The following is a 25,800-nucleotide window of genomic DNA, read 5'->3' as shown; positions in this document are numbered from 1 at the left end:
CATTAGATAAAAGAAAAAAATCAATCTATGTTCAAAGGCACAGGGACGTCTCTTTTGCTACTATCACAGAATCAAGTTCACAATTCTTTGTCAGTGGGTCCTTTGTCCTTCATCTAATGTCCTTCATCATTTCAACCTCTGCCTGGTAGCTTCTTGCCGTACAACATAAAAAAATATGCTGACATACTTTCTTATCATTATCCCGACACTGATTTTCTTCTTCATAGCGTTCAGCTATTGGCAGGAGCGAAAGTACCGGCGTAAGCCTTTTTATAAATTAGCAGATGTAGGCTGGCACCGCTATACGCCGCCCGCTGATGATACACTGGTACACTCTGTGGCGATGGTAGGAGATCCGGGGGCTGTGGCCATCGATGGCAGCGACCCTGTACTACAGTTACTGGATGTATGGAAAGACAGAACCGGGGAAGCGGGAACAATCGTTTATTTAGGTGATATCCTCTATCCTATCGGCTTACCAGCACCGGGACACCGCTTACGTGAGACCGCTGCCAAACGTCTTGATGTGCTGCTGGATACTGTCATTGATTTTCCGGGCAATGGTATTTTCCTGAGCGGTAACCACGACTGGCTGAAAGGGCGGGAAGGAGGATATGAGCAGATGCTGCGCCAGGAGCGTTACGTATTGGAAAAAACACAGGACGAAAACAGTTATCTGCCCCGGAACGGCTGCCCCGGCCCCATTAGCATGCAATTGGCCGAAGGGCTGCTGCTGGTCATCATCAACACTCAGTGGTTTGTGCAGCGGGGCGAAAAACCCTTGGGAAACAAATACGACTGCCCTTATTCTGACATAGAAGAGTTCTTTATCAGCTTTAACGACGTACTTCGCAAAAACAAGCACCAGCGGGTGTTGGTAGCTGCCCACCATCCGCTCTACAGCAATGCCATGCATGGCGGCAAGTTTACCATGAAGCAGCACATATTCCCGCTTACGGCAGCACATAAACGTTTCTACATCCCTTTACCTGTTTTTGGATCACTGTACCCTTTTTACCGCAAATTATTCGGGGCATACGAAGACATGTCGCACCGCACCTATAAAAAAATGCGGAAGCGGTTGGTGCGTATCATGAACAGGTACAGTAACGTGATCTATGTAGCTGGCCACGACCATAACCTGCAACATTTCGAGATACAGCAAAATCATTATATCGTAAGCGGTTCAGGCAGTAAAACAGCCTTTGTAAAAAAAGGAGGCAGAGCAACCTTTGCCTTAGAAGAGCTTGGTTTTTTTGTGATAAACTACTACAGCAATGGGGAAATATGGATGGAAGCGCTTGCCGTGGCTGAGCCCGACGAAGAAATGGTTGTTTTCCGAAAGAAACTTAACAGCGTATTGCAGCCAAAGCCGCAAATAACAGCCGATGCCTAGCTTTTAAATCTCCTTTTCATCCTGGTATACTGGTAGTATGACCTTCAGGCTTTTAGGGTGCATCTGCACAACAACCTTATCTCCCAGGTCTACAGGCTCCCCATCGATGTGCATAACTTCATGTTCGAGGTTATAGATGGTAGCGGTTTTACAGGAAAGACGGCGGGTGTAAACGGAAGTATCAATGCTGTCGGTATACAGTTTATAAAGAATAGCAATTCCTGCCGCTTTTGGAAAAGGCTCTATCAGGCAAATTTCGAAACGGCCGTCGTTCAGTACACCATTCGGGTTGATGTTGGCGTTGCTCCCGAAGGCATTGGCATTGGCAATGGTCACCATAAAAGCCTTCCCTTCAAAAGTCTCTATATCTGTTTCTATACGGTACGTTTTAGACTCATATGCAAGATATTCCTGCAATGCAACACGTGCATATGCCCCAGGGCCACGGGTGCCGCCCTCACAAAAGCCTTTCACAACAAGGGCATTGAACCCAAGGTCACTCAAGTGAATAGAAGGATATCCATTTAACGTAATGGTGTCGATATTACGAATGATGTTGTGATGTATCAGCTCCAGCGCCTCTTCTGTATCCTGTGGTATGTCTAAATCCTTGGAAAGACCATTTCCTGAACCAAGCGGTATCAGACCCAGTGGAGTAGTTGTTCCGATTAGTAACGAAGCCACAATGCTAACTGTTCCGTCTCCTCCTGCAGCAAAAACACCATCATACTTGCTTTCTGCCATTTTGGCTTTTATGACTTCCTTGTCATTCTCACCGGTTGTCCGATAGATATCATAGGTTATACCATGATCTTTGCAGATAGACACAATTTCTTCCTCCAGCTCTTCTTTTTCTATATCGCCGGCAATAGGGTTGATAACGAAGAGAAGGTTCCTGAGCTTTTGTATTTCCATAGTCTGCTTATTGTACTTGTGTACGTGCCTCTTGATACGGTAAAACGCAAATAAAGTGATTGTGTAAATGAAGGACTTTTGCATCATGGCCGAATATCCGAAGCCTACGTAAAGCAGTGCGTTGAGGAACAATTGCTGTTCCAGACACAGCAGAAGGTTACCATAAACTGTTGAACTCTGAACTGTTTATTGTCTTAGATTTTCCGGTAAGCCGTTGGGGTACTCTTCCTGAATAGCCTGCTCAATCTGGCTGATACGGTTGCCCGGATTAGGGTGGGTCTGTAAAAACTCAGGACCACCCGCCCCGCCACTGGCTTCCTCTAAAATCCGCATTACCTCCATCATGGCTCTTGGGTCGTAGCCAGCTGAACCTGTCAGCTGCACCGCTAGTCTGTCTGATTCCAGTTCATCATTACGTCCGTACCGCATGTTCAGCAATTTACCCACCATAGCCGCCACAACGGCTCCTCCGCGGCTGGCAGGGTTCTCTGGGTCGTAGGTGGCGATGGCGGCGGCACCTGTCAGTCCCTGCGTCAGCTTTGCTTTTGCCAACTGCTCGGCAGAGTGCCTTGCTACTACATGCCCGATTTCATGCCCCAGTATTCCTGCTAACTGCGCCTCGGAGTTCAGTCGTTTCAGCAAACCGCCTGTGATAAATATCTGGCCTCCCGGTAAAGCAAACGCATTAACAGTCTGATCATCCGCCAACAAATGAAATTCGAAATTATAAGGCGTGTTGCTTACCCGGGAGTTCTGCACAAGCTGCTGGCCTATATCCTTTACTGCCTGCGCCGCCTCCCTGTCCGGGTGGAGGCCGCCATATTGTTCTGCCATCTCCGGGGCCGCCTGCAGCCCGAGCGCTATCTCCTGCTCCACCGTCATGTCCACATGTTGCTTCTCGCCTGTAAACTCATTCTCCTGTGTGTTACACCAGTATGTAACCAGCGACACTGCCGCCAGCAGCAATCCCACAATAAACTTTAGAATCCCTTTCATTAACAAAATACTTTCTAGCATGTACAGCAGTTTGCTGTAGTATGAGAGAGAACGGTACAGTGATACAGGAGGTTATAGGTATGTGCCGCAAGTGCTACCAATGGCTCACAAGACCTGAAGTTTCGGATTCAAAAGCGGCATGTGAGCATCTTAAATTTGTACATATTTTAGCTCATTCAGCGAAATACATCCTTTTAATTGTAATATCGTAACAGAAAGATAATTTCTGCCTGTAGAGCAGTATATTTTAAAACTAAAAATAAATGAATATGAAGCGAACATTCGGTGCTGTGCTGACCATTTTAGGAATCATCGGCATCATATGGGGAGCATATGCCTTTGTGATGGGAGGCGACGGAGCCATGATAGGCAAATTTACTTCTGCCGTACCATTTTTAATTGGGTTGATCTTTTTCTTTGCAGGCATCAACCTGGTAAAAACAATAAAAGATTCAGACAGCAGATAAAACACACTATAACCAGTATAAACAGAAAGCCCCTGCTTTAGCTAAAGCAGGGGCTTTCTGTTTATACTGGTTATGATAAGCTATAAAGTAGCAACTGTACCTGACATGGCTTCGGGAGTAAAAGCCTCTACGGCCAAAGTTGCATTCAGGTAATCAGATTTGTAGCTGCTGTCGTTGCCATGAATGTACATGACAGTTTTATCTTTGATAGCCATGATAATTTCCTTTGAAAGTTCCTGAGGCACCGCTGGGCACCCTAAGCTTCTGCCTAAGCGTCCATGTCGTTTTGCGAAAGCAGGAGTTGCATAATCTGCTCCATGCATTACAATGGCACGTGCCATGGCATTTGAGTTGAAAGCACCATCCTTGCCACTTAAACGTAACGACAGGCCATGCTTGCCAAAGTATGTAGCATCAGTCAAATAAAAGCCAAGGCTGCTCATATAGGAGTTTGGCCTGTTAGAAAACTTAATAGCTTTGTCCTCACCGGTATTGCGGCCATGTGCCACTACCGTATTAAAAAGAACTTTTTTTGAAGCCAGATCAATAATCCACAGACGCTTATCCCTGCTCGACTTGGTAAAATCGATCACTGTAAGGATGGATTTAGCAGGAGCTATTAAACCTTTTTGTTTGAAATTATGAAAACCAACCATGCCTTTCTCAAAGACTTCAAAAGCAAGTCCTTTTTTCTTTAGATCGGCATCATTGTAAATGCTAAGCAGATGATCATTAAAAGCCGCCTGCTTTTCAGCGAACGAAAGGGCTGTCGTCCGTGTCGTGGCCATTTCTGGCACTGCCGTTGCAGTTTTAAGTGCAGTTTCGCCAGAACTAGAACCTGGCGAGGTAAAGGATAGTAGACCGAGGGCTAATGAAGTTAGGGTTACTCTTAACATGGGTTTCTTTGGCTTCAGTTGATACGATAAACTCTGCAACAGGCAAGCAGAAGAAAATTGTTCCACCTTTTTTGAACAAAATGCTATTTTTTAAGTTGCAGCTACTCGCAAAGTAAAGGCAAACATCCATTAAAACAAACCTTATCCGGCTTTTAATCAATATTTTAGAGCCTGAATATTTTAAACTTATTGCTTGAAGTGGATACTATTTTAACTCAAGGCTTGTGTGGCAAATTTTCAGGCTGCAACTTTATGGTATCAAATCAAACCTATGTTAAAGCACCAATTTATTTTACCGGCATTAGTTGTATTGGGGTTCTTAAGCTCCTGCAGTACACCGGAAAGTCTGAGAAGTTTTGATAGCGAAACCTGGAAAGAAGACAGATATGGCTGTGAGGGTAAACGCGGAGAACTGGCAGATGACTTTGAGGAGATTAGGAAGGAACTTTACGGCCAGAAAGAATATGTACTACGGAATTTATTAGGCAAACCTGACAGTGAAGAATTGCTGGAGCGCAGCCAGCGGATTTACTTTTATTACCTTGAACCCGGTACGCAATGCGCTGACAGATCCGCTTTATCGGAAGCAAACCGTGTAGAGGTACGCATTAATTCTTTGGGCAAAGTATCGGAAGTAACCTATAAAGAACCCTTTAAAGCAGCAAAGGCCGATTGAATCGGCCTTTGCTGCTTGATACCTGATTAAAGCTTATTCTTCGTTTTCAGAAACAAGCTGCATATGGAAGCGGCCTTCCAGTTCCATGAACTGACGCATCTGCTGTTCGTCCAGCACCTCTTTCAGCGTTTGATCGCATTGAATGTTTATTTTTCGTACAGAGTTCGAACGCAGCACATCATTGGCAGCGTAGGTATGCTCTGCCTCTACCATTTTGGTGAAACGCAGCTCATTTAAGGCAGCCACTTTGCTATACTGGTCCTCTGTTAGCTTTAACTCCTGCTTCATCTCAAGGTTTGCCATAGCAAGACCATCCAGGTCCACAGCGAGCACCACCTTATCAAGGCCGTCGTCTGTCACGCTCATCGCCTGGGCATAACTTTCTGTAGCAGTAGCAAGAGCCAGAAATAATAATAGTAAAGTATTTTTCATATTTCGCGTTAAGGTTAACTCATGTCAGCACAAACCTTCTTCTCCAACTCTAGTCTTAAACGGAATTTGATGTGACAAGTTAATAAACTTTAAAATATATTTTATATTATTCAAACATATTATTTCACCAGCCATTATATTGACCAAATAAAATATATGATTAAAGCACTCTTAAGCGTTTTTTGCCAGGAATAGCCCTTCTCCTGCAACAATAGCCGTTCTGCGGGGTATACTTATTTAGAAAACTAAATTGAATTTCAGATAATTAAGAACTGCAGAACCCAAAACAGAAGGCGGTTCTGATTTAAATAAACCAATATGAGAACAACGTATTACAACCCGAGTATACTTGAAGTTAAATTTGCACAGGCACTGGAAGAACTAACCCCACAACTTGAGGGAAAGCTGGATGAAGGAGAGCGGGTTATCGACATAGAATCGGTACTTGACGCCGATAACCCAATGGTCATTTACAGGTTAGAAGACAAAGAAGGTGACATACATGAGGTTGTTGTACAAGTTATACAAAGGCCTGACCATATTATTAAATAACTTATAAGTTTACCTATAAAGAAAGCCGGCTGCATAACAAATGCAGCCGGCTTTCTTTATAGGTAATATGTTCGTGCAACCAAAGATAAATTACAGGCTATTGCGGGGTTTTGTAGTCGTTCCGTTTAAAATACTGCATTGCAATGAAAGAAATCAGAAACCCGGAAATAAGCCCCTCCAGCATCAGCACAGAGAAGATCACGATACCGGGAGTCTCCTCTACCCTTCCACCAAAATAGCGCTCTGACCTTAGCATGCCAGTCATTTCATCACCTGCTATGTTAACATAACTCACCATAAAGGCAGCAAAAAGCACAGTCCCTGCCACAGCTGTAATAACGCCGGTTCCAAGACCTTTAAAGTAGCTGAAATCTCCTGCTGCAACCGCTTTATAGGCTCTGATGGCAAGTACAACCCCAACAGCCATAATAACCCCATTCAGGAAGCGTAGCTCCGTAATATGAATGACACCTATCAGCTTCATTAAAAAAAAGTAAAGGATTAAGCCAATAGCTGTAAGTAAGCCAAATTTCAGGCCTATTTTTTCCATAGTAATAAGTAAGTTCTTGACTAAGTGTGCTTTTAAGGTTGATTTATATAAGCACTAGTCCTGGCTTGGCATCGTATTATGATCCTCACGTTTAAACCATTGCATGGCGATAAAACCAATTAAAGCGCCTGGTATAGTTCCATACAAAATGGTTAATACAAATAGCAAGACTATAGAAAGACCCTCTGGGAACAAAGCGCTTGCCTGAAGACTCGCAAGATATTCTGTGTTCAGGGTACTGAGGAAAATCACTAGAAAGAGCGCTAAAACAGCGGATGATACCACCCCTACTGTAGCTCCAATGCCGAATCCTTCTAAATACCTTATCCCGCCACTCCTCGCTCGCTTATACCTGGAGATTGCGACCACTATACCTATAACTAAGAAGAGGCCGCTGATAAAAGAAAGCTCTACGATTTCGATTACTCCGAGTGCCCACATGAGCAGGAAATAAACGATATAAACAACTCCTACCAAGATGCCATACTTTACTGCCACACTTTGGTAAGATACGTTAGATGATGCCATATAATGTTCAATTTAAGTTTTATCAATAGTTTATTTAGAATGAACAGATTAGCTGCATAATTGGTTAAGACTATATAATGCAAAGTGGCTGGTGCATCCTATCCTATTCACTATCTGTATATTACTAAAACTATATACTAAAGAATGAGGCTTGGTGTTGTGCTTTGCCGAATGTTTTTTAAAGCAGGGCGCTCAAGCTCCTGAATGTTAAACATATGCGAAGCATTAAAAGTGATGCCTCCGGAATAGAGGAAGTGGGCTTTCATGCCAAACCACACTTTTATTTCGTAGCTTTGCATGCGAATCTAATTTTCATATTCATACATAAACCTTTATGATCAGTACGAACAATGTCAGCTTGGCATACGGCAAGCGCACATTATTTGAAGATGTAACAATAAAGTTTGTTCCTGGTAACTGCTATGGCCTGATTGGTGCCAACGGTGCCGGTAAATCTACTTTCCTAAAAATACTCTCCGGAGAAATCGACCCAAACACCGGTACTGTAGATATTCCTGCCAACGCCCGTTTGGCTGTGCTAAAGCAGAACCATTTCGAGTATGATGAAACGCAGGTGCTGCAAACGGTTATTATGGGCCACAAGCGCCTGTTTGGCATCATGCAGGAGAAAGACCTCATTTACGCAAAGCCTGACTTCTCAGAAGCTGATGGTTTGCGTGCTGCCGAACTGGAAGGTGAATTCGCCGACCTGGAAGGCTGGAATGCAGAGTACGAGGCAGCTGAATTGCTGAGCGGCCTTGGCATCAGCGAGAGCCTTCACTATGCTTTGATGAAGGATTTGAGCGGTAGCGAGAAAGTACGTGTGTTGCTGGCACAGGCCCTGTTCGGAAACCCGGATATCCTGCTGCTCGATGAGCCTACCAACCACCTGGACGCAGAGTCTATTATATGGCTGGAGAACTTCCTCGATAATTTCCAGAACACAGTGATTGTGGTGTCTCACGACCGCCACTTCCTGGATTCAGTTTGTACGCATGTGGCTGATATTGACTTTGGAAAAATACAGCTGTATGCCGGTAACTATAGTTTCTGGTACGAATCCAGCCAACTGGCCCTGAAGCAGCGCTCAGACGCAAACAAGAAAACGGAAGACAAGCGCAAAGAGCTGGAGGAGTTTATCCGCCGTTTCAGCGCCAATGCCTCCAAGTCGAAGCAGGCTACCTCACGTGCCAAGCTCCTGGAGAAATTAACAGTAGACGATATCAGGCCTTCGTCCCGCAAGTACCCTTACATTGCCTTTAAGCCGGAGCGCGAAGCAGGTAATCAATTGCTGAACATAGAGAACCTGAGCAAAACTGTTGACGGGGTAACTATTTTCAGCGACGTAAACCTGATGGTGAACAAAGGTGATAAAATCGCGGTGATTGGCCGTAACGATATTGCAGCCTCCACTTTCTTCAAGGTTGTAATGGGTGAGGAAAAGCCAGACACAGGAGAATATACCTGGGGAACCACCATAACCGCTTCTCTATTCCCGAAAGACAATCAGGAGTTCTTCGACACAAACCTGAACCTGGTAGACTGGCTTCGTCAGTACTCCACAGAGAAAGACGAGAGCTTTATCCGCGGCTTTCTTGGCCGTATGCTCTTCTCTGGAGAAGAGTCTCTGAAGCAGGCCAATGTGCTGTCGGGTGGTGAGAAAGTGCGTTGCATGTTCTCGAGAATGATGCTTCAGTCCGGAAACGTGCTGCTGTTTGACGAGCCTACCAACCACCTGGACCTGGAGTCCATTACGGCCCTGAACAATGCGTTGAGAGAGTTTGACGGCACCATCCTTTTCTCCTCGCATGACCTGCAGTTCGTGGATACAATTGCAAACCGAATTCTTGAGTTAACGCCTAATGGCATCATCGATAAGCGTATGACATATGAGGAGTATTTGTCTGATGACACAATAAGGGAGTTGCGCAAGAAGATGTATGCCACTGAAATGGTATAATTAATAAACTTGTCATACCTCTAAACCTGAATATGCTAAAACATCAGCGCTTATTTTATAGCATCCTCTGCTCACTCCTGTTCTTGTTGCTCTCCAGCAATACAGCACAGGCGCAGGTCGAACCCGACACAACAGAACGTACCAAGCCTGTGTTGCCCACAGGGCCTCCTATGCCTACAGAACGGCCACGCCCTACCGAAGAGCAACAGGAGCGAAAGCCAACTGTGCAGCCACGGCCAACACAGCAACAGCAACAAGCGCCACTGCCTTTTCCAGGAGAGCAGGAACCAGTAGTGGAGCAAGCCCTCCGGCCAATTGACCGCATGTATTTTGGAGGCAGCTTCGGTTTGCAGTTTGGCACTTACACAAATATATCGCTGCTGCCTATACTGGGGTACAGGCTCACGGATAAATTCAGTGTGGGTGTGGGTGCTGTTTACCACTACTCTAAATTCAGAGGATTTTCCTATAGCAGCTATGGCGGCCGTGCTTTTACGCAGTTAGAGCTCTTTAACATAGGGGACGGTGCGATTTTAGGACATGCGGAGGTCGAACTTCTGAACACCAGGTACGAAGACATCTACGGGGGCCTCAGTAACGACCGCGCCAACATCACGCTTCCTTTGGTGGGTGTAGGTTACAGGCAGCGCATCAGCGACAAAGCATCCGTGGATATGCTGCTTTTGTATAACGTGAACGACAATGTGATCGGTAATCCATACAATAACCCTGTATTCAGGGTAGGATTCAACATACCTTTCACCAATAGGTAAGAAAGAGTATTAACATAAAAAAAGCGGTTGCCAGAAATTGGCAACCGCTTTTTTTATGTTCTACATAGGTATTATCAGCCTCGTATGAGTCTCAACAACACCACAATAATCGCAATTACAAGTAGTATGTGGATCAGACCACCTACAGCGTCAGGGAATCCTAAGAAACCAATCAGCCAGATAATCACAAGTACCACTGCTATAATATACAATAAATTTCCCATAGTTTTATTTGTTTAGTGTGTTCAAAAAGATATTACGCAAATCGTTTATTGAGGTTAACCCCGAATAAGACGAAGCAATACTGCGATAACAGCTAGCACCAATAGTACGTGAATGATACCACCAACGGCACTCGGAAATCCCAGAAAGCCAATCAGCCAGAAAATAACAAGTACTACAGCTATTAAATAAAGTAAATTTCCCATTGTTCTATTTTTTTAGTTTTTGTTCAGAATAACTGTCTGCTTTCACACTTTATCAGCCAAGTAACAGCCAGTATTTCTTGTACTTTAAATTAATAAGGCTTTTTACGGGACACTTATATAAAAGATTTGTAATTTTCAATTCGTTTATATAACATTTAAATCAAAGTAATAAACCACAGCCTGAGCCATTCAACTTTTTAACTGATTTACAGTAGCTTACATACTACCACTCCACCTTAAAAATTTCACGGTCGGAAAATAATTCTATTCCAGCAGCTCTCCTTTATTGATTTCATTAGTTGCACGGGATAACACTGAATTAAAGATTTCAAAGAAGCCTTAGCCTTAGCCACAGAATACCTCTATTTCTGTTAGCTTTGTATACATAACCAAACCTAATTATATAGAGCAATATGAAGAAAGTTGCAGTTATTGGATCTGGAACCATGGGGAACGGTATCGCACATGTGTTTGCACAGAATGGTTTTCCTGTTTCACTCATAGATATTTCTGAAGAGGCACTGCAAAAGGCAGTCGGTACTATCTCAAAAAACCTTGATCGCATCATTTCAAAGGGCAACCTGACGGAAGAACAAAAAGAGCAGACGCTACAAAACATTACCACCTATACCACTATGCAGGAAGGCGTACAGGAGGTGGACTTGGTAGTGGAAGCCGCCACCGAAAATATTGACCTGAAGCTAAAGATTTTCCGCGACCTCAACAGCTTCACCAAGCCAGAGACCATACTTGCTTCCAATACCTCTTCTATCTCAATCACCAAAATAGCATCAGTGACGGATCGCCCTGACAAGGTGATTGGCATGCATTTCATGAACCCGGTGCCGGTGATGAAGCTGGTGGAGGTAATCCGTGGCTACTCTACTTCTGATGAGGTAACAAACAAAATTCTGGAACTGTCGAAGCAATTGGGCAAAGTACCAGCGGAGGCAAACGACTACCCAGGCTTTGTGGCAAACCGCATCCTGATGCCAATGATTAACGAGGCTATCTATAGCTTATATGAAGGAGTGGCTGGTGTAGAGGAAATAGACACCATCATGAAGTTAGGAATGGCACACCCGATGGGCCCGCTGCAGTTGGCCGACTTCATTGGCCTGGATGTATGCCTGTCTATCCTGAACGTGCTGCACGAAGGCTTTGGCAACCCGAAATACGCACCATGCCCGCTGCTGGTAAACATGGTACAGGCCGGCCACAAAGGCATTAAATCCGGCAATGGATTCTACTCCTGGTCCCACGGCACAAAAGAACTCGTGGTGGCAGACAGATTTAAGAAATAATTATCTGAATCAGGATTTTCAGAATGATTAGGATTCTCAGGATTAAAGTTTCAGGATAAATAAGATTAGCAGGACGGATAGCAACAAATACAAATATTTTTCAATCCTTAATCCTGTATATTCATTTTAATCCTGAAAATCCTGATTCAGACAATAAAGAAGCCTCTGCCGAACCATCAGCAGAGGCTTCTTATTTATTATATTTCTAACAACGAATAACGCTCAACGAATAATTACACTGCTACCGCATGGTCGCGCAGTACGTCGTTCAGAGATGTCTTCAGGTCCGTGCTCTCCTTGCGCTGACCGATGATGAGGGCACATGGCACCTGGAACTCTCCTGCAGGAAATTTCTTGGTGTAAGAACCTGGAATAACAACAGAGCGCGGCGGCACATAGCCTTTGTAAATTTTTTCCTCAGTACCTGTCACGTCGAAAATTTTGGAGCTGCCGGTAATGGTAACACCAGCGCCGATTACCGCTTCTTTGCCAATGTGGCAGCCTTCTACCAGAATACTTCTGGAGCCAATGAAGGCACCATCCTCTACAATAACCGGAGCAGCCTGCACCGGCTCCAATACACCACCAAGACCAACACCACCACTCAGGTGCACATTCTTGCCTACCTGCGCACAACTGCCTACCGTAGCCCACGTGTCCACCATGGTTCCTGAATCAACATAAGCACCGATGTTTACATAAGAAGGCATCATGACAACACCCTTGGCCAGGAAAGCACCATAGCGTGCCACCGCATGCGGCACTACCCGCACACCAAGCTGCTCATAATTGCGCTTCAGGTCCATCTTGTCATGAAACTCAAACGGGCCCACTTCAATGGTTTTCATCTGCTGGATAGGGAAGTAAAGCAACACAGCCTTTTTCACCCACTCGTTAACCTGCCACTCCTCGCCTTTTGGCTCAGCTACACGCAGACGGCCTTTGTCAAGTTCTTCGATAACAGACCGAATTGCTTCTACTGTATTGCTTTCTTTCAGTAACTCCCGGTTGTCCCAGGCTTGCTCTATTATTTGTCTAAGCTCCATATCTGGTTGTTTTGGTAAAGAATAAGGGCAAAAGTATTAAATTTAAGCGATGTCTGAAAAGAGAATCCTGATTGCTTCGCTGCTGAAGCCCATTAACGACACCCGCATGTACGAAAAACTGGCGGTGTCGCTGAGCAAGCTTTCGGGGGTGCAGGTGCATGTCTGCGGTTATAAAGCCCCTGTTCCCCCTGATGCTCCTGCTACCGTTGCGTTTCATCCTCTTTTTCACTTTAACCGCCTCAGCCTTGGCAGGGTAAAAGCACAGGTTTTCTACTACCAATTACTACAGGAGCTACAGCCCGATTTGATCATTGCCTGTACGCACGAACTGCTGCTGGCAAGTCATCTTTATTGCCGCCAGCATAGCTGTAAACTGGTGTATGATGTGCAAGAGAATTACGCTCTGAATATCAAAGCACAGGATAATTATCCGCCTCTGCTCAAACAAGGTATGGCTCTCGGACTTCGTAGCATAGAAAAAAGCCTTGCCAGCCAGATTGCTCACTTTATGGTAGCCGAACGTAGTTATGTAGAGGAGCTGCCTTTTTTGGGAAGTAAATATACTGTCATCGAAAACAAGTATCAGCCAGCAGCAGGATACACGCCGCCCGCCACTCCGGTCGTGCTGCAGCACGAGCCCCTTCGCCTCCTCTACTCTGGCACTATAGGCCGTGTGTATGGCATCTTCGAAGCCATTGCCTTAGCAGAACAATTACACCAGCTAGAGCCCCAGACAACCCTCACCATTATTGGGTATTGCGCAGATAAGGCAACATACCAGGAAGTCTTGCGCCAGTTGCAGCATAAGCCTTACATTTCATTAATTGGAGGCGACCGGCTTGTGCCACACCAGCAGATTATTGCAGCTATAGAAGAAAGTAATCTAGGATTGCTGCCGTATCAGCCCAACGAAAGCACTTTCCGCTGTATCCCGACAAAATTGTATGAATATACAGCACATGCCCTACCCATGGTGGTACAACACAACCCACTGTGGCATGCCTTTTTGCAGCAACACCAGGCAGGAGTTTCGATTGATTACATGCGCACGGCCCCATCTCAGCTACTCCAGGAAATCAGGAATCTTCAATTTTATAAACCCGGAGTGCCTGCAGGCGTATTTTGGGAGAGCGAAGAAACAAAACTGCTCCAGCTTATTAAAGGCATCTTAACTTAATTTCAGCGCTAAAATAATTAATTTTTAGGCTTGCCTAAAACCATTTTTAATCATTATATTTGTATTATTAATCAAACCCATATGCGTAATTCTAAAATTGCAGGTGTAGGCCACTATGTACCTGAAAACGTGGTAACCAACAAGGATCTGGAGAAAATCATGGATACTTCGGATGAGTGGATCCGGGAGCGAACAGGCATTGTGGAGCGTCGCTATTTTCAGGAAGGTATAGACACAACTGCTAACATGGGAGCCGAGGCTGCCCGTAGAGCTTTGAAAAATGCAGGCGTTGAGGCAGAGGATATTGACATGATTGTTTTCGCCACCCTTAGCCCTGACTATATTTTCCCAGGCTCCGGTGTACTAATGCAGCGTGAGCTGGGCCTGAAGGAAATTCCGGCGCTGGATGTGCGCAATCAGTGCTCGGGCTTTATCTATGCCTTGTCTGTTGGTGATCAGTTTATCAAAACAGGGATGTATAACAAAGTGCTGGTGGTAGGCGCTGAAATCCACTCCAGCGGCCTTGACTTCTCTACGCGTGGCCGTGGCGTATCTGTGATATTCGGTGACGGTGCCGGAGCTGTGGTGCTAACGCCCGCTGAGAGCAACGATAAAGGAATCCTGTCAACGCACCTGCATGCAGACGGAGAGTTTGCCGAAGAGCTGGCTGTGCTAGCTCCTGACACAAACAAAAAAGAGCGACTGACACACGAAATGATCGACAGCGGCGCCATTTACCCTTACATGAACGGTAATACAGTGTTCAAGCATGCCGTTACACGCTTTCCGGAGGTGATAGAGGAAGCCCTCAAAAAGAACGGCTATAAGCCGGAAGACATTGACATGCTGGTGCCGCACCAGGCAAACCTGCGTATCACGTCCTACATACAGCAGAAAATGGGGCTGCCCTCTGAAAAAGTAATGAGCAACATCCACAAGTATGGCAACACAACCGCTGCTTCTGTGCCTATTGCCTTAAGCGAAGCTGTAGAGGAAGGCCGCATAAAGGACGGTGACCTGGTGTGCCTGGCTGCTTTCGGTAGCGGCTTCACCTGGGCCTCTGCTCTGATTCGTTGGTAGTTCTTATTAAGTATGAATGTAGAATTATGAATTATGAATTGTGGATGTACCTCCTTATGAAAGAGTCATTCATCATTTATAATTCATAATTCATAATTGCAGCAACCTTGCACAGTTTTACAGAAGAGAATTATATCAAGGCTATTTACAAGCTCTCTGCCAACGGAACGCAGGAGGTAAATACGAATGCCATAGCCGAAGCAATGGATACCAAAGCGGCATCCGTTACAGACATGCTCCGCAAGCTGAACACAAAGAGCCTGGTGCATTATATAAAGTACCGTGGCGTGTCGCTGACGAAAGAAGGGGAGCGAGTTGCTTTACAGGTTATCCGGAAGCACCGGCTCTGGGAAGTATTCCTGGTGGAGAAACTGAAATTTAACTGGGACGAGGTACACGAGGTGGCGGAGGAGCTCGAACATATAGGTTCTCCCCTGCTTACCCAACGACTCGATGAGTTCCTGGGCCACCCCCGGTTCGATCCCCACGGAGACCCCATCCCCTCTGAGAATGGGGAGATAAAACAGAAAAAACAGCGGCTGTTGGCTGAAATGGATGTGAACGAGGATGGCGTAGTGGTGGGCGTGAACGATTCGCAACCGCTTTTCCTGCAATACCTGGATAAGATGGGTATCTCCCTCGGCTCCAGGATCAAGGTAATCGACCGGATTGCCTACGACAACTCCTTTGAGATCATCCTGGAAGATGATAGAAACCTGCTGCTCTCCAGCGAAGTGACCAAGAACATTTTTTTATCAGCCTGAGGAAAAAGAATATTAAAGACTTTACGATAAAGCATGTGAGAAAAAGCCGCCCATTGAAGGGGCAGGGGGATGAAAAGTAATCCGCGAACGAAAATGCCTAACATATTTAGTAGCAGCTTTAAACTCTAATGATTAAAAAAACTCCACAGATATCACCATCCGCCTACTCCCTTTGAAGGAAGACTACAAAAAAAAATGTATCAGCACCTAATATGAAAACAACTTACGTCCTACTGCTACTCATCTGCCTGTTCTGTGGAGCCTGTATGCAAACAGACAATAAAGCACCTATTCCTGCCGGTACACGCATGAAGGTGGTCACCACCACCAGCATTCTGGGAGATGCAGTGCAGCATATCGTAGGAGATGCGGCCGATGTGGTTTCCATCATGGGGAGCGGCGTGGATCCGCACTTGTACAAAGCGACGCAGGGAGACCTGCAAAAGCTGACAGATGCTGACGTCATAGTATTCAATGGCCTCCACCTGGAAGGCAAGATGGGAGAAGTAATGGAGAAACTGGGCCGCCAGAAAACAATCGTGACAGCTACGGCGGGCATACCGGAAGCATCACTGCACAGGTCGCCGCAGTTCCAGAGCAGCCACGATCCGCACGTGTGGTTTGACGTGGAACTCTGGCAGGAGGTGGTACAGCACCTGAGCCAGGAACTACAGCGAAAAGACACTGCCAATGCCACACGCTACCAGCAGAACACGCAGACTTATTTACAGGAACTGGAGGAACTGGATACATGGGTAACACAGCAGATACAATCTATTCCTGAGCAGCAGCGCATTCTCATCACAGCCCACGACGCTTTCGGCTATTTTGGCGATGCTTATGGCATTGACGTGCGGGGGCTGCAGGGCATCTCTACTGTTTCGGAGTTTGGTCTGCAGGATGTTTCCTCGCTCGTGAATTTTATTGTAGACAATAAGGTGAAGGCTGTATTTGTAGAGTCTTCTGTATCCCCAAAAGCCATAGAAGCGGTGGTGATAGGTAGTGAGCAAAAGGGCCACCAGCTAAAAATCGGGGGAACCTTATACTCCGATGCTTTAGGTGAGGCGGGCACACCTGAAGGCACATTTACAGGTATGGTCCGGCACAACGTGAATACGATTGCATCTTCCTTAAAATAAAAATATTGCATCATGATACTTCAAGTAGAAAATCCGGTAGTAGAGGTTCATGACCTCACCGTGAGTTACGACCGCAAGCCGGTGCTCTGGGGTATTGACCTGACACTACCTGCCGGATCGCTGGTAGGTGTTATAGGACCAAACGGCGCCGGCAAATCCACTTTGGTTAAAGCTATGATGGACCTGCTGCCAACGGGCAGTGGCTATGTGCGCATTTTTGGCCAGCCGATAAATGAAGTGCGCAAGCGCATCAGCTATGTACCGCAGCGGGAGTCGGTGGATTGGGACTTTCCGGCGTCTGTTTTCGATGTGGTCCTCATGGGACGCTACGGCAAGTTAGGGCTTTTCAGTCGCCCCCGTAAAGCAGACAAAGACGCTGCCATGGAAGCGCTTGAGAAGGTAGGTATGGAATCCTTTGCCAAACGCCAGATCTCCCAGCTCTCTGGTGGGCAGCAGCAACGTGTTTTCCTGGCAAGGGCCCTGGCCCAGAACGCGGACATCTATTTTATGGATGAGCCTTTTGCAGGAGTAGACATCGCCACCGAAACAGCCATCATAGAACTGCTCCGCATTATGCGGGAACAGGGTAAGACCGTAATTGTAGTGCACCACGACCTGCAGTCCGCCGCTGAATATTTCGACTGGGTCGTGCTCCTGAACATGCGCCTCGTAGCCTCCGGCCCTACAGAGCTCGCCCTTACTCAGGAGTTACTGGAGCAAACGTACGGTGGCAAACTGACGGTGCTGTCCAAAGTTGGGGATCTGCTGCGGAAGCAGGAGTTCCCTTCCAGAGAGGTAAAAAGCTGATACAGCCATGGAAGCGTTTTTAGAATTCTTTTCCTTTGCAGATGCCAATGTGCGGTATGTCACCATCGGCTCTGTGCTGCTGGCTGCCAGCTCCGCCGTGGTGGGCTGCTTTACGTACCTCCGGAAGAGAGCGCTGGTTGGTGATGCCGTTGCCCATGCCGTGCTGCCGGGCGTATGCCTAGCCTTTATACTATCCGGTACCAAAAACCCTTTTATTCTGCTCATCGGTGCCTTTATCACCGGCTGGCTCTCTCTTATTTGTATTGACTTTATCACCTCCCGCTCCCGCATAAAAGAAGACACGGCCATTGGCCTGGTGCTATCCGTATTTTTTGGCATTGGCATACTTCTGCTCACTGCCATACAACACTCTGGTAACGCGGCACAAAGCGGTTTAGACAAGTTCCTGTTCGGAAAAGCGGCCTCCCTTGTCGGGGAAGACCTGATAGCCTTCAGTGTTGTGGCGGTAGTGCTGCTGGTATCCACCATCGTCTTTTATAAAGAGCTGACACTGCTTTGCTTTGACCAGGCCTACGCCCGAACAATTGGTTTCCCGGTGCGGGCACTCGAACTGCTGCTCACTACGCTTACTGTGTTTGCCGTAGTAGTCGGCATACAGGCGGTAGGCGTGGTACTGATGGCTGCTATGCTCATTACCCCGGCTGCCGCCGCCCGCTTCTGGACCGACAGGCTCCCGGTGATGCTTGTTCTTGCAGCGCTGATGGGTGCCTTTTCAGGAATAGCAGGCGCCTTTGTTTCGTATACTGCCCCGGCCATGCCAACGGGCCCCTGGATTGTGCTCATCATCTCCATGATCGCCATCCTTTCTTTCGCACTGGCACCTGGTAAAGGCTGGGTAGCCCGGATTATCAGGCAGCGCCGCAACCGCACCTTGGTGCTGGAAGAGAACCTGCTAAAGCTGCTCTACCACTTAGGAGAACAAAAGCAGGCATACACCGCAACTCACTCCTTACATGATCTATTGCAACGTCGTGCCATACCAGAAAAACAAGCCAAAGCAGGTTTACATAAGCTCAGAAGCCAGGGCTATGTAACAAAATCACGAGAAGGCTGGCAGCTCACCACCCAGGGCCAGCGGCGCGGGCAACGCGTCGTCCGGCTGCACCGCCTCTGGGAGCTCTACCTGACACAGTACCTGCACCTTGCCTCCGATCATGTACACGAAGACGCCGAAACTATCGAGCACATCATCACACCGGAGCTGGAGCAAAAACTCATGGAAGAATTAAGTTTCCCGGTCCTGGACCCACACAGCTCGCGGATTCCGTGAGGGAAGTGGTGAGTTTTTGTTGAAGGAAAGATTGATAGCCAACTAAACTGAAAGCATAAATGAACCCACCCTACCCCTCCGAGGAGGGAATTTGAGCAAATTTCGCTGCCGTTGTTGTGCGTTTTCACCAACAATTTGCTTGCTAGTCAAAAGACACAGCAAGGGCGAAGGGTTACGATACAAAAGGGCAATAGGCAAATAAAAAGCAGCTCCCCTCCTTAGGCTCCAGAGGAAACCTCTGCACCCCAAGGAGGGATCAGAAGTGGTTGGACGCGGTAAAACAGAAGCAGCGACAACAGCTTTCTGATATCAAACCCATATTGATAAATGATTAATGTTAACTGTTAAATGTAAATGAACGCATTCTGGATCATATTAACCGGTTCGTTAGTAGCCACCTGCTGTAGTCTGCTGGGCTGCTACCTGATACTGCGCCGCATGGCCATGGTCGGCGATGCTATTTCGCATGCCGTGCTGCCAGGCATCGTCATAGCCTTTCTATTAACAGGTTCCAGAGACACGGTGCCGATGCTGATTGGCGCAGGTCTCTTAGGTGTGCTCACCACCCTCCTAATAGAATTCTTCCACCGCTATGCCCGTGTGCAGGCAGATGCTTCCATTGGTGTCACCTTTACCTGGCTTTTCGCCATCGGCATCATCCTGCTCTCTGTTTTTGCAGGCCAGGTAGATCTCGACCAGGATTGCGTACTCTACGGAGAAATTGCCTACGTACCCCTCGACCTCTGGATTACGGAAAGCGGCCTGAGTTTTGGGCCCCGCACCGTCTGGACACTGGGTGTGGTCGCACTGCTTATCCTGCTGTTTATCGTGTTGGGTTATAAAGAGCTTTTCCTTACCGCATTCGACCCAGCTTATGCCGCAGCCATTGGCATTTCCACCTCCGCCTGGTACTATGCCCTCATGACGGCTGTGTCCCTTACAACAGTGGCATCTTTTGAGTCAGTGGGAGCTATCCTGGTGGTTGCGCTGCTGGTAGGCCCTCCTGCCACAGCCTATCTCTTAACCGACAATTTTAAAACCATGCTGGTGCTTTCTGTGTTAGCTGGTATCCTGGCTTCCTTTGCGGGATATTACCTCGCTGTCTGGATGGATGGCTCTATTGCAGGAGCGATTGCTACCTTTATAGGGTTTGAGTTTCTGCTGGCGTTTTTGTTTTCACCAGCAAGAGGCATACTGCTAAGACGAAGACAGGTACAGCCTGTCAACATCAATCAATCTGATTCCGTAGGCAAAGTTCTTTCCTAATGGCTTCAGGCATGATTTATGAATAAAGTGAGAAGTGATTCGTTATCTTTAAAGCAGCCTTTACCGTGAGAGCTGTAAATTAGAATTTATCTATTAATGTGGCAGCTTAATTTTCAATCGTGTCGTGTTTGATTTTTAAATAGCAAGAAGACATAATAGCCTAAAACAAACTTATGTTAAAAAAGACATTCCTACTTCCCCTATTAGCCACCCTTCTTTTTTCGGCTTGTCAGCAGCAAGCACAGCCAACAGCAGGTTTAGCTGCTGCAGTAAATACAACTGTACCAGCTGTCTTTACTGCAGCAGCTAAAGCCAGTACACCCGCAGAAAAAATACAGTGGCTAACGATAGAACAAGCAGCTGAGAAAATGAAGCAGGAGCCTCGTAAAGTACTAGTGGACGTGTATACAGACTGGTGTGGTTGGTGTAAGAAGATGGACAAGAACACCTTCACCGATCCGGAAGTAGCCGCCATCATCAACAAGCACTACTATGCCGTAAAACTTGATGCAGAAGGCATGCAACCCATAACGTTAAAAGGCCATACCTTCAAATTTAAGCCCGAGTATAAAACCCACGAACTGGCGGTAGCGCTGCTAAACGGTCAGATGAGCTTCCCTACTACGGTATACCTGGACGAACAGATGAACATGCTCACACCCGTACCCGGTTACCTCGACGCCAAAAGCATCACCCCCATCCTGCGCTACTTCGGCGAAGATCACCATAAGAAGATGACCTGGCAGGAGTATGAGAAGAAGAAGTAACCTCTTCCCGACCCTCTCCTAAAAACAGGAGAGGGTGTTATCACTTACTTATACAGGTGCAAGTAAGTGTAGTATTTTACTTAAGAAGTCAACAACATACTACACATATGAAACAAATGGCCTGCTAAACCAATAGCAGGCTCCCCTCCTTTGACAAGGAGGGGCAGGGGTGGTTGACCCGGTAGTACAAACCCCTCATAAAACCTCAACACGCTTCTCCCCTATTATATCCCCTATTAAAATCCTAAATTTGCACTTCAACTGAAGAATACTATACTGATTTGATAAACCAACATTTTTCCAGCGATACAATAGTAGCCGTGGCGACTGCACCGGGTGTGGGCGCGATTGCTGTGATTAGGCTTTCCGGCCCAGAGGCCATTACAATAACGAATAAGGTTTTCAAAGGAAAAGACCTGAGCAGGCAAGCCAGCCACACCATCCACTTCGGCACCATCCGCGACGAAGACAAGGTGCTGGACGAGGTGCTGGTGTCGCTGTTTGTGGCGCCTCACTCCTACACCAAAGAAAACGTGGTGGAGATTTCCTGCCACGGCTCCGACTTTATCGTGCAGCAGATAGTCCGGCTGCTGCTGAAACAGGGTGCCCGCCTGGCCAATGCCGGGGAGTTTACGAAACGTGCTTTCCTGAACGGGCAGTTCGACCTGGCACAGGCCGAAGCCGTAGCTGATTTGATTGCATCCGACTCTGCCCTCTCCCACGAGGTAGCCATGAAGCAGATGCGCGGCGGCTTTTCACAGGAAATCAAACGCCTGCGGGGGGAGCTGGTACATTTTGCCTCTATGATAGAGCTGGAGCTGGACTTTGGCGAAGAAGACGTGGAGTTTGCCGACCGCGACCAGCTGCGCTCACTCATTTTTAATATCCAGGCAATTATCCGGGAACTGCTGAAGTCCTTTGAACTGGGCAATGTCATAAAGAATGGTGTGCCGACCGTGATAGTGGGAAATCCCAATGCCGGTAAATCTACGCTCCTGAACAAGCTGCTGAACGAGGAGAAAGCTATTGTATCGGATGTGCCCGGCACAACCCGCGATTTTATTGAAGATGAAATCAACATCGAAGGCATCACCTTCCGCTTCATTGACACTGCCGGCCTACGTGAGACCACCGACAAAGTGGAGGCCATGGGCGTGGAGCGCACGATGCAGAAGCTCAGCCAGTCGTCGCTGATTATTTACCTGTTCGATATTACAGAAGTAACAGCCAAAGAAGTACAGGCAGAACTAGACAGGCTGAACCCGAAGAAGCTGCCGTTGGTGGCCGTGGCCAATAAGATAGACCGTGCCCCGGCTAATAAAGTAGCTGCCTTCGAAAGTATAGAAGGATTGGTGACCATCTCCGCCGCCGAAGGTGCCAACCTGGAGGAACTGAAGCAGGCGCTGGTAGAAAAAGTGAACTTAGGCAGGCTGAACACCCAAAGCCAGACCATCGTCACCAACCTCCGCCACGTCGACAGCCTGAATAAAACCTACGCTGCCCTGGATGACGTGCTCAACGGCCTCGGCCTCGGCGTCAGCAACGACCTCGTAGCCGCTGATATACGCCGCGCCCTTTATACTCTAGGTGAAATAACCGGCGAAATTACAACAGATGATCTGCTGGAAAATATTTTTACGAAGTTTTGTATTGGCAAATAAATTTATGTGAAAAATACTGAGAATGCGCTCTTTGGAAATGATTTAGTAGTACATATTAAAATATATGCCCTTTTTTTAAGGTTTGATTTTCTTCGACTTCCTCCATTCTAACAGGTGATTAATTTTATTTAAAGGCAGGTAAGAATTTTTATCTTCAGTGGTAAGAGCATGTTTAAATTTTATTTTTGAAAGCGAAAATGGGTGATTTTAGGTTCTGACAAGGCTCGTTTTGAGGGTAATAGCAGCGCTATTGCACGAAAAACAGCCGTAGTCAGGTTCTCAAAGCGCACATTTGCAGCTCAAAGAATAAATTTTAAACATGCTCTAAGATTCAAACTCCGTCAAATCCGCTTTTATGGATTATTTGTCATCCAAAGATATATGCCGTTCGTCCACCCAAAGCCATCCTGATTTGGATATTCTCCTCCTCCGGCGGGCAAATCAATATCTACAACATTATATTTTTCCATCATCTTGCCAGTTTCTTTAAATACTTTATCATTAAGGGTTATCCATCTCTTTTTCAGTTCTTCTGCTGTATCATAAAACCCATAGTTGCGAAGCCCCTCATAGGTTAAATATTGCATAGGAGCCCAACCGTTAGGAAAGTCCCACTGTTGCCCACTCTTGTGGAGAGAAGAAACCACGCCCCCTTTTTTCAAAAAACTGCTGACGATATGCTCGTGAACATGATGTGCTTGCTGGTTAGTGGCAATCTTGAAGAATAGCGGAAATATTCCTGCCAGCGACATTACTGGCGTTGATTTATTTAAGGATAAATCATAGTCCATGAAAAACTTCTTATCATCATTCCAAAAATATTTCATCATTGCTTTTTTTCGTTTCTCTGCCTTCTGAAGGAAATAGATAGAAGGATGTGAAAATGAACTGTGCTTATAAGCATCAGATAACGTTAGTTCAAGTTCGTACAAAAGGCAATTCAGATCTACAGGTATAATATCGGTTGTATGAATGGTTTCCATATGATTAACATCTCTGAACCATCGGCAAGTAAAGTCCCAGCCAGATTCACAAGCTGCCCTTATATGTCTGTAAAATATGCCAGGCTCCACACCAAATGGGGCGGAGTAATGCGCCATTTCAACATCTTCATGATAAGATTCAGGACGAGGGGCAGGAAGGTCATCCCAGTAACGATTTAAAATACTGCCGTCTGGCAGTATGGCGACTCTACGAAAAGAAGTTTCCCTATCCGAGAGGCGAAAGTACCCGTCCATCCAGTAATTATATTCTTTTTGCATATGTGGAAGATATTTGGCGAGAACTTCCGGTCCATCTATTTCAGCAAGAAGACGTATCATTAAAGCGAAAAAAGGAGGCTGTGAGCGGGTAAGGTAATAACTGCGATTTGCATTTGGAATATGGCCATAAACATCAATAAGATAGGCGAAATTATGGACCATTTCTCTTATCAGTTCATACTTTCCTGCCGATTGTAAACCTAACATCGTAAAGTAGCTGTCCCAGTAATATAGTTCTCTAAATCGACCTCCAGGAACAATATATGATTTTGGAACAGGCAACATGGAGCAATTCGATTCTGCCCCCCATGTTAACAATGGCCAAAGCAGCTTGATATGCTCCGTAGCCGGTAACAACTGGTTACTTGTATAATCAGTTGTTATAGGCTCCGGAATATGAAAATACGCTGAGACAAAATCAAAAAGGTCAAAATCCTCCGTATGCTTTTCAATTTCATATAAACTTAGAATTTCTTCCGGAGATCGCCTGGGGTAACAGTCTGCAAAGGTTTTTGAATCAGGAAAAACATGATGCATCTGAACATCGTGGAATAGCGGTCCAAATAATTGGTCAGGTGGTAAAATGGCTGGAACTACACTGTAAATCTGAGGGGGTTCTATAGGTCTCATTTCTTTTATGCTTTTCATTGTTCACGCATTTCCGGCTTTTAAGTTAAAAACTTTTATTATTCAAAGCTTTTAGCGTTGTGAGCTCCTCCCCATAGGAAATGATGAAATATTGCAAGGGTGCTTTTTTACTTGCCTATTCTTACATCTGCAAAAGGATGATGTGGCACAAGTGTCTCTTCGGTTCGGCATTATATGCCCACATGCCTTTTTCATCTCCAAAAAGCCATGCACGCAGATTCTCAACAAAGTCTGCACCGTCAGCCTTTGAGTAAGAGATAAAAACATTGTCTGTTGTATGCTGCATATTCAGCTATAGCTACAGAAATACAAAATGTACCGCTACCAGTAGTATGATCAGACGAAAAGCCATGTGAAAGAAATTATTTAAGGATTTTTATGCTATAGCTTATTCAGAACTCATCTTTGAGAGGCAGGTTTTCTCAGCAGAGCCTGTTACAGCTTATAGTATAACTATACTTATTTTCATGAAGACTTCCCCTTGTGCGACAGCCTCTACTGCAAAGAATTAACACCAGTACATCAGGTCCCACCAAAAGTTTAAGCTGTTATAAGCCCGGCAGCTCTGAAAGCCTCGCCGCCTTTTCTGTTTTTCCAGTACATTAAAATATTTCTATATCTTCTCCCCTGCTTTTAGGCGCATTTTCACTACCTTACCCCTACGCTTGAACACAGAGTATATTACATGAAGAATACTACCCCTACCGCCAAACCCAAGGCGGATATAGATTTTGAAAACGAACTCTGGAACGCTGCCAACGAACTGCGTGGCGCTGTAGCCGAAAACCAGTACAAGGATTATGTGCTCTCGCTGCTGTTTGTGAAGCACCTCTCTGAGCGCTACGAAGTGCGCAAGCAGGAGCTGCAGCTTTCCTTCTTCGACCCCGAAAGTGATTACTATAACGTGAACTCGGGAATTAAGCCAATGTTCTGGCGGGGTTGAACCTTTTGTTTTTGTGGTCGAGAAAGGTGTAGGCTGTCAGGCCGGAGAGGATGTGAACCAGTGCGTTAAGGGGGTT

27 protein-coding genes and 1 pseudogene are annotated in these 25,800 nt (G+C 46.2%); 17 read left to right on the top strand and 11 right to left on the bottom strand.

The window, feature by feature from the left end:
* The first annotated feature begins 175 nt into the window (after positions 1 to 175).
* Positions 176 to 1,396, top strand: coding sequence for a metallophosphoesterase family protein (locus tag DXT99_RS16645; RefSeq protein WP_115566716.1), 1,221 nt, complete (start codon positions 176 to 178; stop codon positions 1,394 to 1,396).
* A gap of 3 nt (positions 1,397 to 1,399) precedes the next feature.
* Here DXT99_RS16645 and DXT99_RS16640 read toward each other — a convergent pair whose 3' ends face one another.
* Together DXT99_RS16640 and DXT99_RS16635 are read right to left on the bottom strand one after the other, a co-directional pair.
* On the bottom strand, positions 1,400 to 2,311 hold the full coding sequence (locus tag DXT99_RS16640) for a diacylglycerol/lipid kinase family protein (RefSeq protein ID WP_115566812.1): 912 nt from the start codon (positions 2,309 to 2,311) through the stop codon (positions 1,400 to 1,402).
* A gap of 186 nt (positions 2,312 to 2,497) precedes the next feature.
* Positions 2,498 to 3,307 carry a M48 family metallopeptidase gene (locus DXT99_RS16635; RefSeq protein WP_115566715.1) on the bottom strand — a complete coding sequence of 270 codons (810 nt, stop codon included), beginning with the start codon at positions 3,305 to 3,307 and terminating at the stop codon, positions 2,498 to 2,500.
* A 269-nt stretch (positions 3,308 to 3,576) separates the two neighbouring features.
* Here DXT99_RS16635 and DXT99_RS16630 point away from each other — a divergent pair, with 269 nt between their 5' ends.
* Positions 3,577 to 3,774 carry a hypothetical protein gene (locus DXT99_RS16630; RefSeq protein WP_246000785.1) on the top strand — a complete coding sequence of 66 codons (198 nt, stop codon included), beginning with the start codon at positions 3,577 to 3,579 and terminating at the stop codon, positions 3,772 to 3,774.
* An 80-nt stretch (positions 3,775 to 3,854) separates the two neighbouring features.
* Here DXT99_RS16630 and DXT99_RS16625 read toward each other — a convergent pair whose 3' ends face one another.
* Positions 3,855 to 4,670, bottom strand: a complete 816-nt coding sequence (locus DXT99_RS16625) for a murein L,D-transpeptidase catalytic domain family protein (protein ID WP_115566713.1) — start codon at positions 4,668 to 4,670, stop codon at positions 3,855 to 3,857.
* A 271-nt stretch (positions 4,671 to 4,941) separates the two neighbouring features.
* Between DXT99_RS16625 and DXT99_RS16620 the strand changes: the two genes are divergently transcribed.
* On the top strand, positions 4,942 to 5,346 hold the full coding sequence (locus DXT99_RS16620; protein ID WP_115566712.1) for a hypothetical protein: 405 nt from the start codon (positions 4,942 to 4,944) through the stop codon (positions 5,344 to 5,346).
* A gap of 33 nt (positions 5,347 to 5,379) precedes the next feature.
* Here DXT99_RS16620 and DXT99_RS16615 read toward each other — a convergent pair whose 3' ends face one another.
* Positions 5,380 to 5,778, bottom strand: coding sequence for a hypothetical protein (locus DXT99_RS16615; RefSeq protein WP_147294242.1), 399 nt, complete (start codon positions 5,776 to 5,778; stop codon positions 5,380 to 5,382).
* Positions 5,779 to 6,096: 318 nt separating this feature from the next.
* On the opposite strand from DXT99_RS16615, the gene DXT99_RS16610 reads away from it, so the two are divergent.
* Positions 6,097 to 6,330 (top strand): hypothetical protein, encoded by a 234-nt coding sequence (locus tag DXT99_RS16610; RefSeq protein WP_115566710.1) that lies wholly within the window; start codon positions 6,097 to 6,099, stop codon positions 6,328 to 6,330.
* Positions 6,331 to 6,427: 97 nt separating this feature from the next.
* Here the strand turns inward: DXT99_RS16610 and DXT99_RS16605 are convergent, their stop codons facing one another.
* Together DXT99_RS16605 and DXT99_RS16600 are read right to left on the bottom strand one after the other, a co-directional pair.
* Positions 6,428 to 6,880, bottom strand: coding sequence for a DUF4199 domain-containing protein (locus tag DXT99_RS16605; RefSeq protein ID WP_115566709.1), 453 nt, complete (start codon positions 6,878 to 6,880; stop codon positions 6,428 to 6,430).
* Positions 6,881 to 6,934: 54 nt separating this feature from the next.
* Positions 6,935 to 7,408, bottom strand: a complete 474-nt coding sequence (locus tag DXT99_RS16600) for a DUF4199 domain-containing protein (protein ID WP_115566708.1) — start codon at positions 7,406 to 7,408, stop codon at positions 6,935 to 6,937.
* Positions 7,409 to 7,742: 334 nt separating this feature from the next.
* Between DXT99_RS16600 and DXT99_RS16595 the strand changes: the two genes are divergently transcribed.
* Together DXT99_RS16595 and DXT99_RS16590 are read left to right on the top strand one after the other, a co-directional pair.
* Complete coding sequence (locus DXT99_RS16595; protein WP_115566707.1) at positions 7,743 to 9,368, top strand: ABC-F family ATP-binding cassette domain-containing protein; 1,626 nt, start codon at positions 7,743 to 7,745, stop codon at positions 9,366 to 9,368.
* A 32-nt stretch (positions 9,369 to 9,400) separates the two neighbouring features.
* Positions 9,401 to 10,141 carry a hypothetical protein gene (locus DXT99_RS16590; protein ID WP_246000784.1) on the top strand — a complete coding sequence of 247 codons (741 nt, stop codon included), beginning with the start codon at positions 9,401 to 9,403 and terminating at the stop codon, positions 10,139 to 10,141.
* 74 nt (positions 10,142 to 10,215) lie between these two features.
* Here the strand turns inward: DXT99_RS16590 and DXT99_RS16585 are convergent, their stop codons facing one another.
* Together DXT99_RS16585 and DXT99_RS16580 are read right to left on the bottom strand one after the other, a co-directional pair.
* Complete coding sequence (locus tag DXT99_RS16585) at positions 10,216 to 10,365, bottom strand: lmo0937 family membrane protein (RefSeq protein ID WP_115566706.1); 150 nt, start codon at positions 10,363 to 10,365, stop codon at positions 10,216 to 10,218.
* A gap of 54 nt (positions 10,366 to 10,419) precedes the next feature.
* On the bottom strand, positions 10,420 to 10,569 hold the full coding sequence (locus DXT99_RS16580; RefSeq protein ID WP_115566705.1) for a lmo0937 family membrane protein: 150 nt from the start codon (positions 10,567 to 10,569) through the stop codon (positions 10,420 to 10,422).
* A 413-nt stretch (positions 10,570 to 10,982) separates the two neighbouring features.
* On the opposite strand from DXT99_RS16580, the gene DXT99_RS16575 reads away from it, so the two are divergent.
* Positions 10,983 to 11,873, top strand: a complete 891-nt coding sequence (locus DXT99_RS16575) for a 3-hydroxybutyryl-CoA dehydrogenase (RefSeq protein WP_115566704.1) — start codon at positions 10,983 to 10,985, stop codon at positions 11,871 to 11,873.
* Between the two features lie 233 nt (positions 11,874 to 12,106).
* Here the strand turns inward: DXT99_RS16575 and DXT99_RS16570 are convergent, their stop codons facing one another.
* On the bottom strand, positions 12,107 to 12,919 hold the full coding sequence (locus DXT99_RS16570) for a 2,3,4,5-tetrahydropyridine-2,6-dicarboxylate N-succinyltransferase (protein ID WP_115566703.1): 813 nt from the start codon (positions 12,917 to 12,919) through the stop codon (positions 12,107 to 12,109).
* Positions 12,920 to 12,968: 49 nt separating this feature from the next.
* Between DXT99_RS16570 and DXT99_RS16565 the strand changes: the two genes are divergently transcribed.
* The 9 genes from DXT99_RS16565 to mnmE all read left to right on the top strand — a co-directional run bounded on the left by DXT99_RS16565 (position 12,969) and on the right by mnmE (position 22,871).
* Positions 12,969 to 14,096 (top strand): glycosyltransferase family protein, encoded by a 1,128-nt coding sequence (locus DXT99_RS16565; RefSeq protein WP_115566702.1) that lies wholly within the window; start codon positions 12,969 to 12,971, stop codon positions 14,094 to 14,096.
* An 81-nt stretch (positions 14,097 to 14,177) separates the two neighbouring features.
* On the top strand, positions 14,178 to 15,176 hold the full coding sequence (locus tag DXT99_RS16560; protein WP_115566701.1) for a 3-oxoacyl-ACP synthase III family protein: 999 nt from the start codon (positions 14,178 to 14,180) through the stop codon (positions 15,174 to 15,176).
* A gap of 107 nt (positions 15,177 to 15,283) precedes the next feature.
* Positions 15,284 to 15,940, top strand: a complete 657-nt coding sequence (locus DXT99_RS16555; RefSeq protein ID WP_115566700.1) for a metal-dependent transcriptional regulator — start codon at positions 15,284 to 15,286, stop codon at positions 15,938 to 15,940.
* A gap of 212 nt (positions 15,941 to 16,152) precedes the next feature.
* A complete protein-coding gene (locus DXT99_RS16550; protein ID WP_115566699.1) occupies positions 16,153 to 17,079 on the top strand; it encodes a metal ABC transporter solute-binding protein, Zn/Mn family in 927 nt (308 codons plus the stop codon).
* A 12-nt stretch (positions 17,080 to 17,091) separates the two neighbouring features.
* Positions 17,092 to 17,886 (top strand): metal ABC transporter ATP-binding protein, encoded by a 795-nt coding sequence (locus tag DXT99_RS16545; RefSeq protein ID WP_115566698.1) that lies wholly within the window; start codon positions 17,092 to 17,094, stop codon positions 17,884 to 17,886.
* A 7-nt stretch (positions 17,887 to 17,893) separates the two neighbouring features.
* The gene (locus tag DXT99_RS16540; RefSeq protein ID WP_115566697.1) at positions 17,894 to 19,177 is read left to right on the top strand and encodes a metal ABC transporter permease; all 1,284 of its coding nucleotides are present in this window, start codon (positions 17,894 to 17,896) and stop codon (positions 19,175 to 19,177) included.
* Between the two features lie 354 nt (positions 19,178 to 19,531).
* Positions 19,532 to 20,443, top strand: coding sequence for a metal ABC transporter permease (locus DXT99_RS16535; RefSeq protein ID WP_115566696.1), 912 nt, complete (start codon positions 19,532 to 19,534; stop codon positions 20,441 to 20,443).
* A gap of 173 nt (positions 20,444 to 20,616) precedes the next feature.
* Positions 20,617 to 21,210, top strand: coding sequence for a thioredoxin family protein (locus DXT99_RS16530; RefSeq protein WP_115566695.1), 594 nt, complete (start codon positions 20,617 to 20,619; stop codon positions 21,208 to 21,210).
* Positions 21,211 to 21,491: 281 nt separating this feature from the next.
* Entirely contained in the window at positions 21,492 to 22,871 is a 1,380-nt protein-coding gene (gene mnmE, locus DXT99_RS16525) for a tRNA uridine-5-carboxymethylaminomethyl(34) synthesis GTPase MnmE (RefSeq protein ID WP_115566694.1), read from the top strand.
* A gap of 353 nt (positions 22,872 to 23,224) precedes the next feature.
* On the opposite strand, the gene treF is transcribed toward mnmE, so the two are convergent.
* Positions 23,225 to 24,781 (bottom strand): alpha,alpha-trehalase TreF, encoded by a 1,557-nt coding sequence (treF, locus tag DXT99_RS16520; RefSeq protein ID WP_115566693.1) that lies wholly within the window; start codon positions 24,779 to 24,781, stop codon positions 23,225 to 23,227.
* Positions 24,782 to 25,466: 685 nt separating this feature from the next.
* On the opposite strand from treF, the gene DXT99_RS16515 reads away from it, so the two are divergent.
* Positions 25,467 to 25,724, top strand: coding sequence for a type I restriction-modification system subunit M N-terminal domain-containing protein (locus tag DXT99_RS16515; protein ID WP_246000783.1), 258 nt, complete (start codon positions 25,467 to 25,469; stop codon positions 25,722 to 25,724).
* Here DXT99_RS16515 and DXT99_RS28095 read toward each other — a convergent pair.
* A pseudogene (locus DXT99_RS28095) lies at positions 25,699 to 25,800 on the bottom strand (IS982 family transposase); the annotation flags it as partial. The gene DXT99_RS16515 and the pseudogene DXT99_RS28095 sit on opposite strands and share 26 nt — an antisense overlap.

It is taken from the genome of Pontibacter diazotrophicus (genome assembly GCF_003367245.1).
GTDB lineage: Bacteria > Bacteroidota > Bacteroidia > Cytophagales > Hymenobacteraceae > Pontibacter > Pontibacter diazotrophicus.
This window is presented reverse-complemented; position numbering and strand designations above follow the sequence as displayed.

Excerpts from the sequence above, each read along its gene's own strand:
- DXT99_RS16560 (WP_115566701.1), top strand. The coding sequence starts at position 14,178 with ATGCGTAATTCTAAAATTGCAGGTGTAGGCCACTATGTACCTGAAAAC.
- DXT99_RS16570 (WP_115566703.1), bottom strand. The coding sequence starts at position 12,919 with ATGGAGCTTAGACAAATAATAGAGCAAGCCTGGGACAACCGGGAGTTA.
- DXT99_RS16550 (WP_115566699.1), top strand. The coding sequence starts at position 16,153 with ATGAAAACAACTTACGTCCTACTGCTACTCATCTGCCTGTTCTGTGGA.
- DXT99_RS16605 (WP_115566709.1), bottom strand. The coding sequence starts at position 6,880 with ATGGAAAAAATAGGCCTGAAATTTGGCTTACTTACAGCTATTGGCTTA.
- DXT99_RS16535 (WP_115566696.1), top strand. The coding sequence starts at position 19,532 with ATGAACGCATTCTGGATCATATTAACCGGTTCGTTAGTAGCCACCTGC.
- DXT99_RS16515 (WP_246000783.1), top strand. The coding sequence starts at position 25,467 with ATGAAGAATACTACCCCTACCGCCAAACCCAAGGCGGATATAGATTTT.
- DXT99_RS16590 (WP_246000784.1), top strand. The coding sequence starts at position 9,401 with ATGCTAAAACATCAGCGCTTATTTTATAGCATCCTCTGCTCACTCCTG.
- DXT99_RS16620 (WP_115566712.1), top strand. The coding sequence starts at position 4,942 with ATGTTAAAGCACCAATTTATTTTACCGGCATTAGTTGTATTGGGGTTC.
- DXT99_RS16575 (WP_115566704.1), top strand. The coding sequence starts at position 10,983 with ATGAAGAAAGTTGCAGTTATTGGATCTGGAACCATGGGGAACGGTATC.
- DXT99_RS16580 (WP_115566705.1), bottom strand. The coding sequence starts at position 10,569 with ATGGGAAATTTACTTTATTTAATAGCTGTAGTACTTGTTATTTTCTGG.
- DXT99_RS16640 (WP_115566812.1), bottom strand. The coding sequence starts at position 2,311 with ATGGAAATACAAAAGCTCAGGAACCTTCTCTTCGTTATCAACCCTATT.
- DXT99_RS16625 (WP_115566713.1), bottom strand. The coding sequence starts at position 4,670 with ATGTTAAGAGTAACCCTAACTTCATTAGCCCTCGGTCTACTATCCTTT.
- treF (WP_115566693.1), bottom strand. The coding sequence starts at position 24,781 with ATGAAAAGCATAAAAGAAATGAGACCTATAGAACCCCCTCAGATTTAC.
- DXT99_RS16635 (WP_115566715.1), bottom strand. The coding sequence starts at position 3,307 with ATGAAAGGGATTCTAAAGTTTATTGTGGGATTGCTGCTGGCGGCAGTG.
- DXT99_RS16540 (WP_115566697.1), top strand. The coding sequence starts at position 17,894 with ATGGAAGCGTTTTTAGAATTCTTTTCCTTTGCAGATGCCAATGTGCGG.
- DXT99_RS16610 (WP_115566710.1), top strand. The coding sequence starts at position 6,097 with ATGAGAACAACGTATTACAACCCGAGTATACTTGAAGTTAAATTTGCA.
- DXT99_RS16630 (WP_246000785.1), top strand. The coding sequence starts at position 3,577 with ATGAAGCGAACATTCGGTGCTGTGCTGACCATTTTAGGAATCATCGGC.
- DXT99_RS16530 (WP_115566695.1), top strand. The coding sequence starts at position 20,617 with ATGTTAAAAAAGACATTCCTACTTCCCCTATTAGCCACCCTTCTTTTT.
- DXT99_RS16565 (WP_115566702.1), top strand. The coding sequence starts at position 12,969 with ATGTCTGAAAAGAGAATCCTGATTGCTTCGCTGCTGAAGCCCATTAAC.
- DXT99_RS16645 (WP_115566716.1), top strand. The coding sequence starts at position 176 with ATGCTGACATACTTTCTTATCATTATCCCGACACTGATTTTCTTCTTC.
- DXT99_RS16595 (WP_115566707.1), top strand. The coding sequence starts at position 7,743 with ATGATCAGTACGAACAATGTCAGCTTGGCATACGGCAAGCGCACATTA.
- DXT99_RS16585 (WP_115566706.1), bottom strand. The coding sequence starts at position 10,365 with ATGGGAAATTTATTGTATATTATAGCAGTGGTACTTGTGATTATCTGG.
- DXT99_RS16600 (WP_115566708.1), bottom strand. The coding sequence starts at position 7,408 with ATGGCATCATCTAACGTATCTTACCAAAGTGTGGCAGTAAAGTATGGC.
- DXT99_RS16545 (WP_115566698.1), top strand. The coding sequence starts at position 17,092 with ATGATACTTCAAGTAGAAAATCCGGTAGTAGAGGTTCATGACCTCACC.
- DXT99_RS16615 (WP_147294242.1), bottom strand. The coding sequence starts at position 5,778 with ATGAAAAATACTTTACTATTATTATTTCTGGCTCTTGCTACTGCTACA.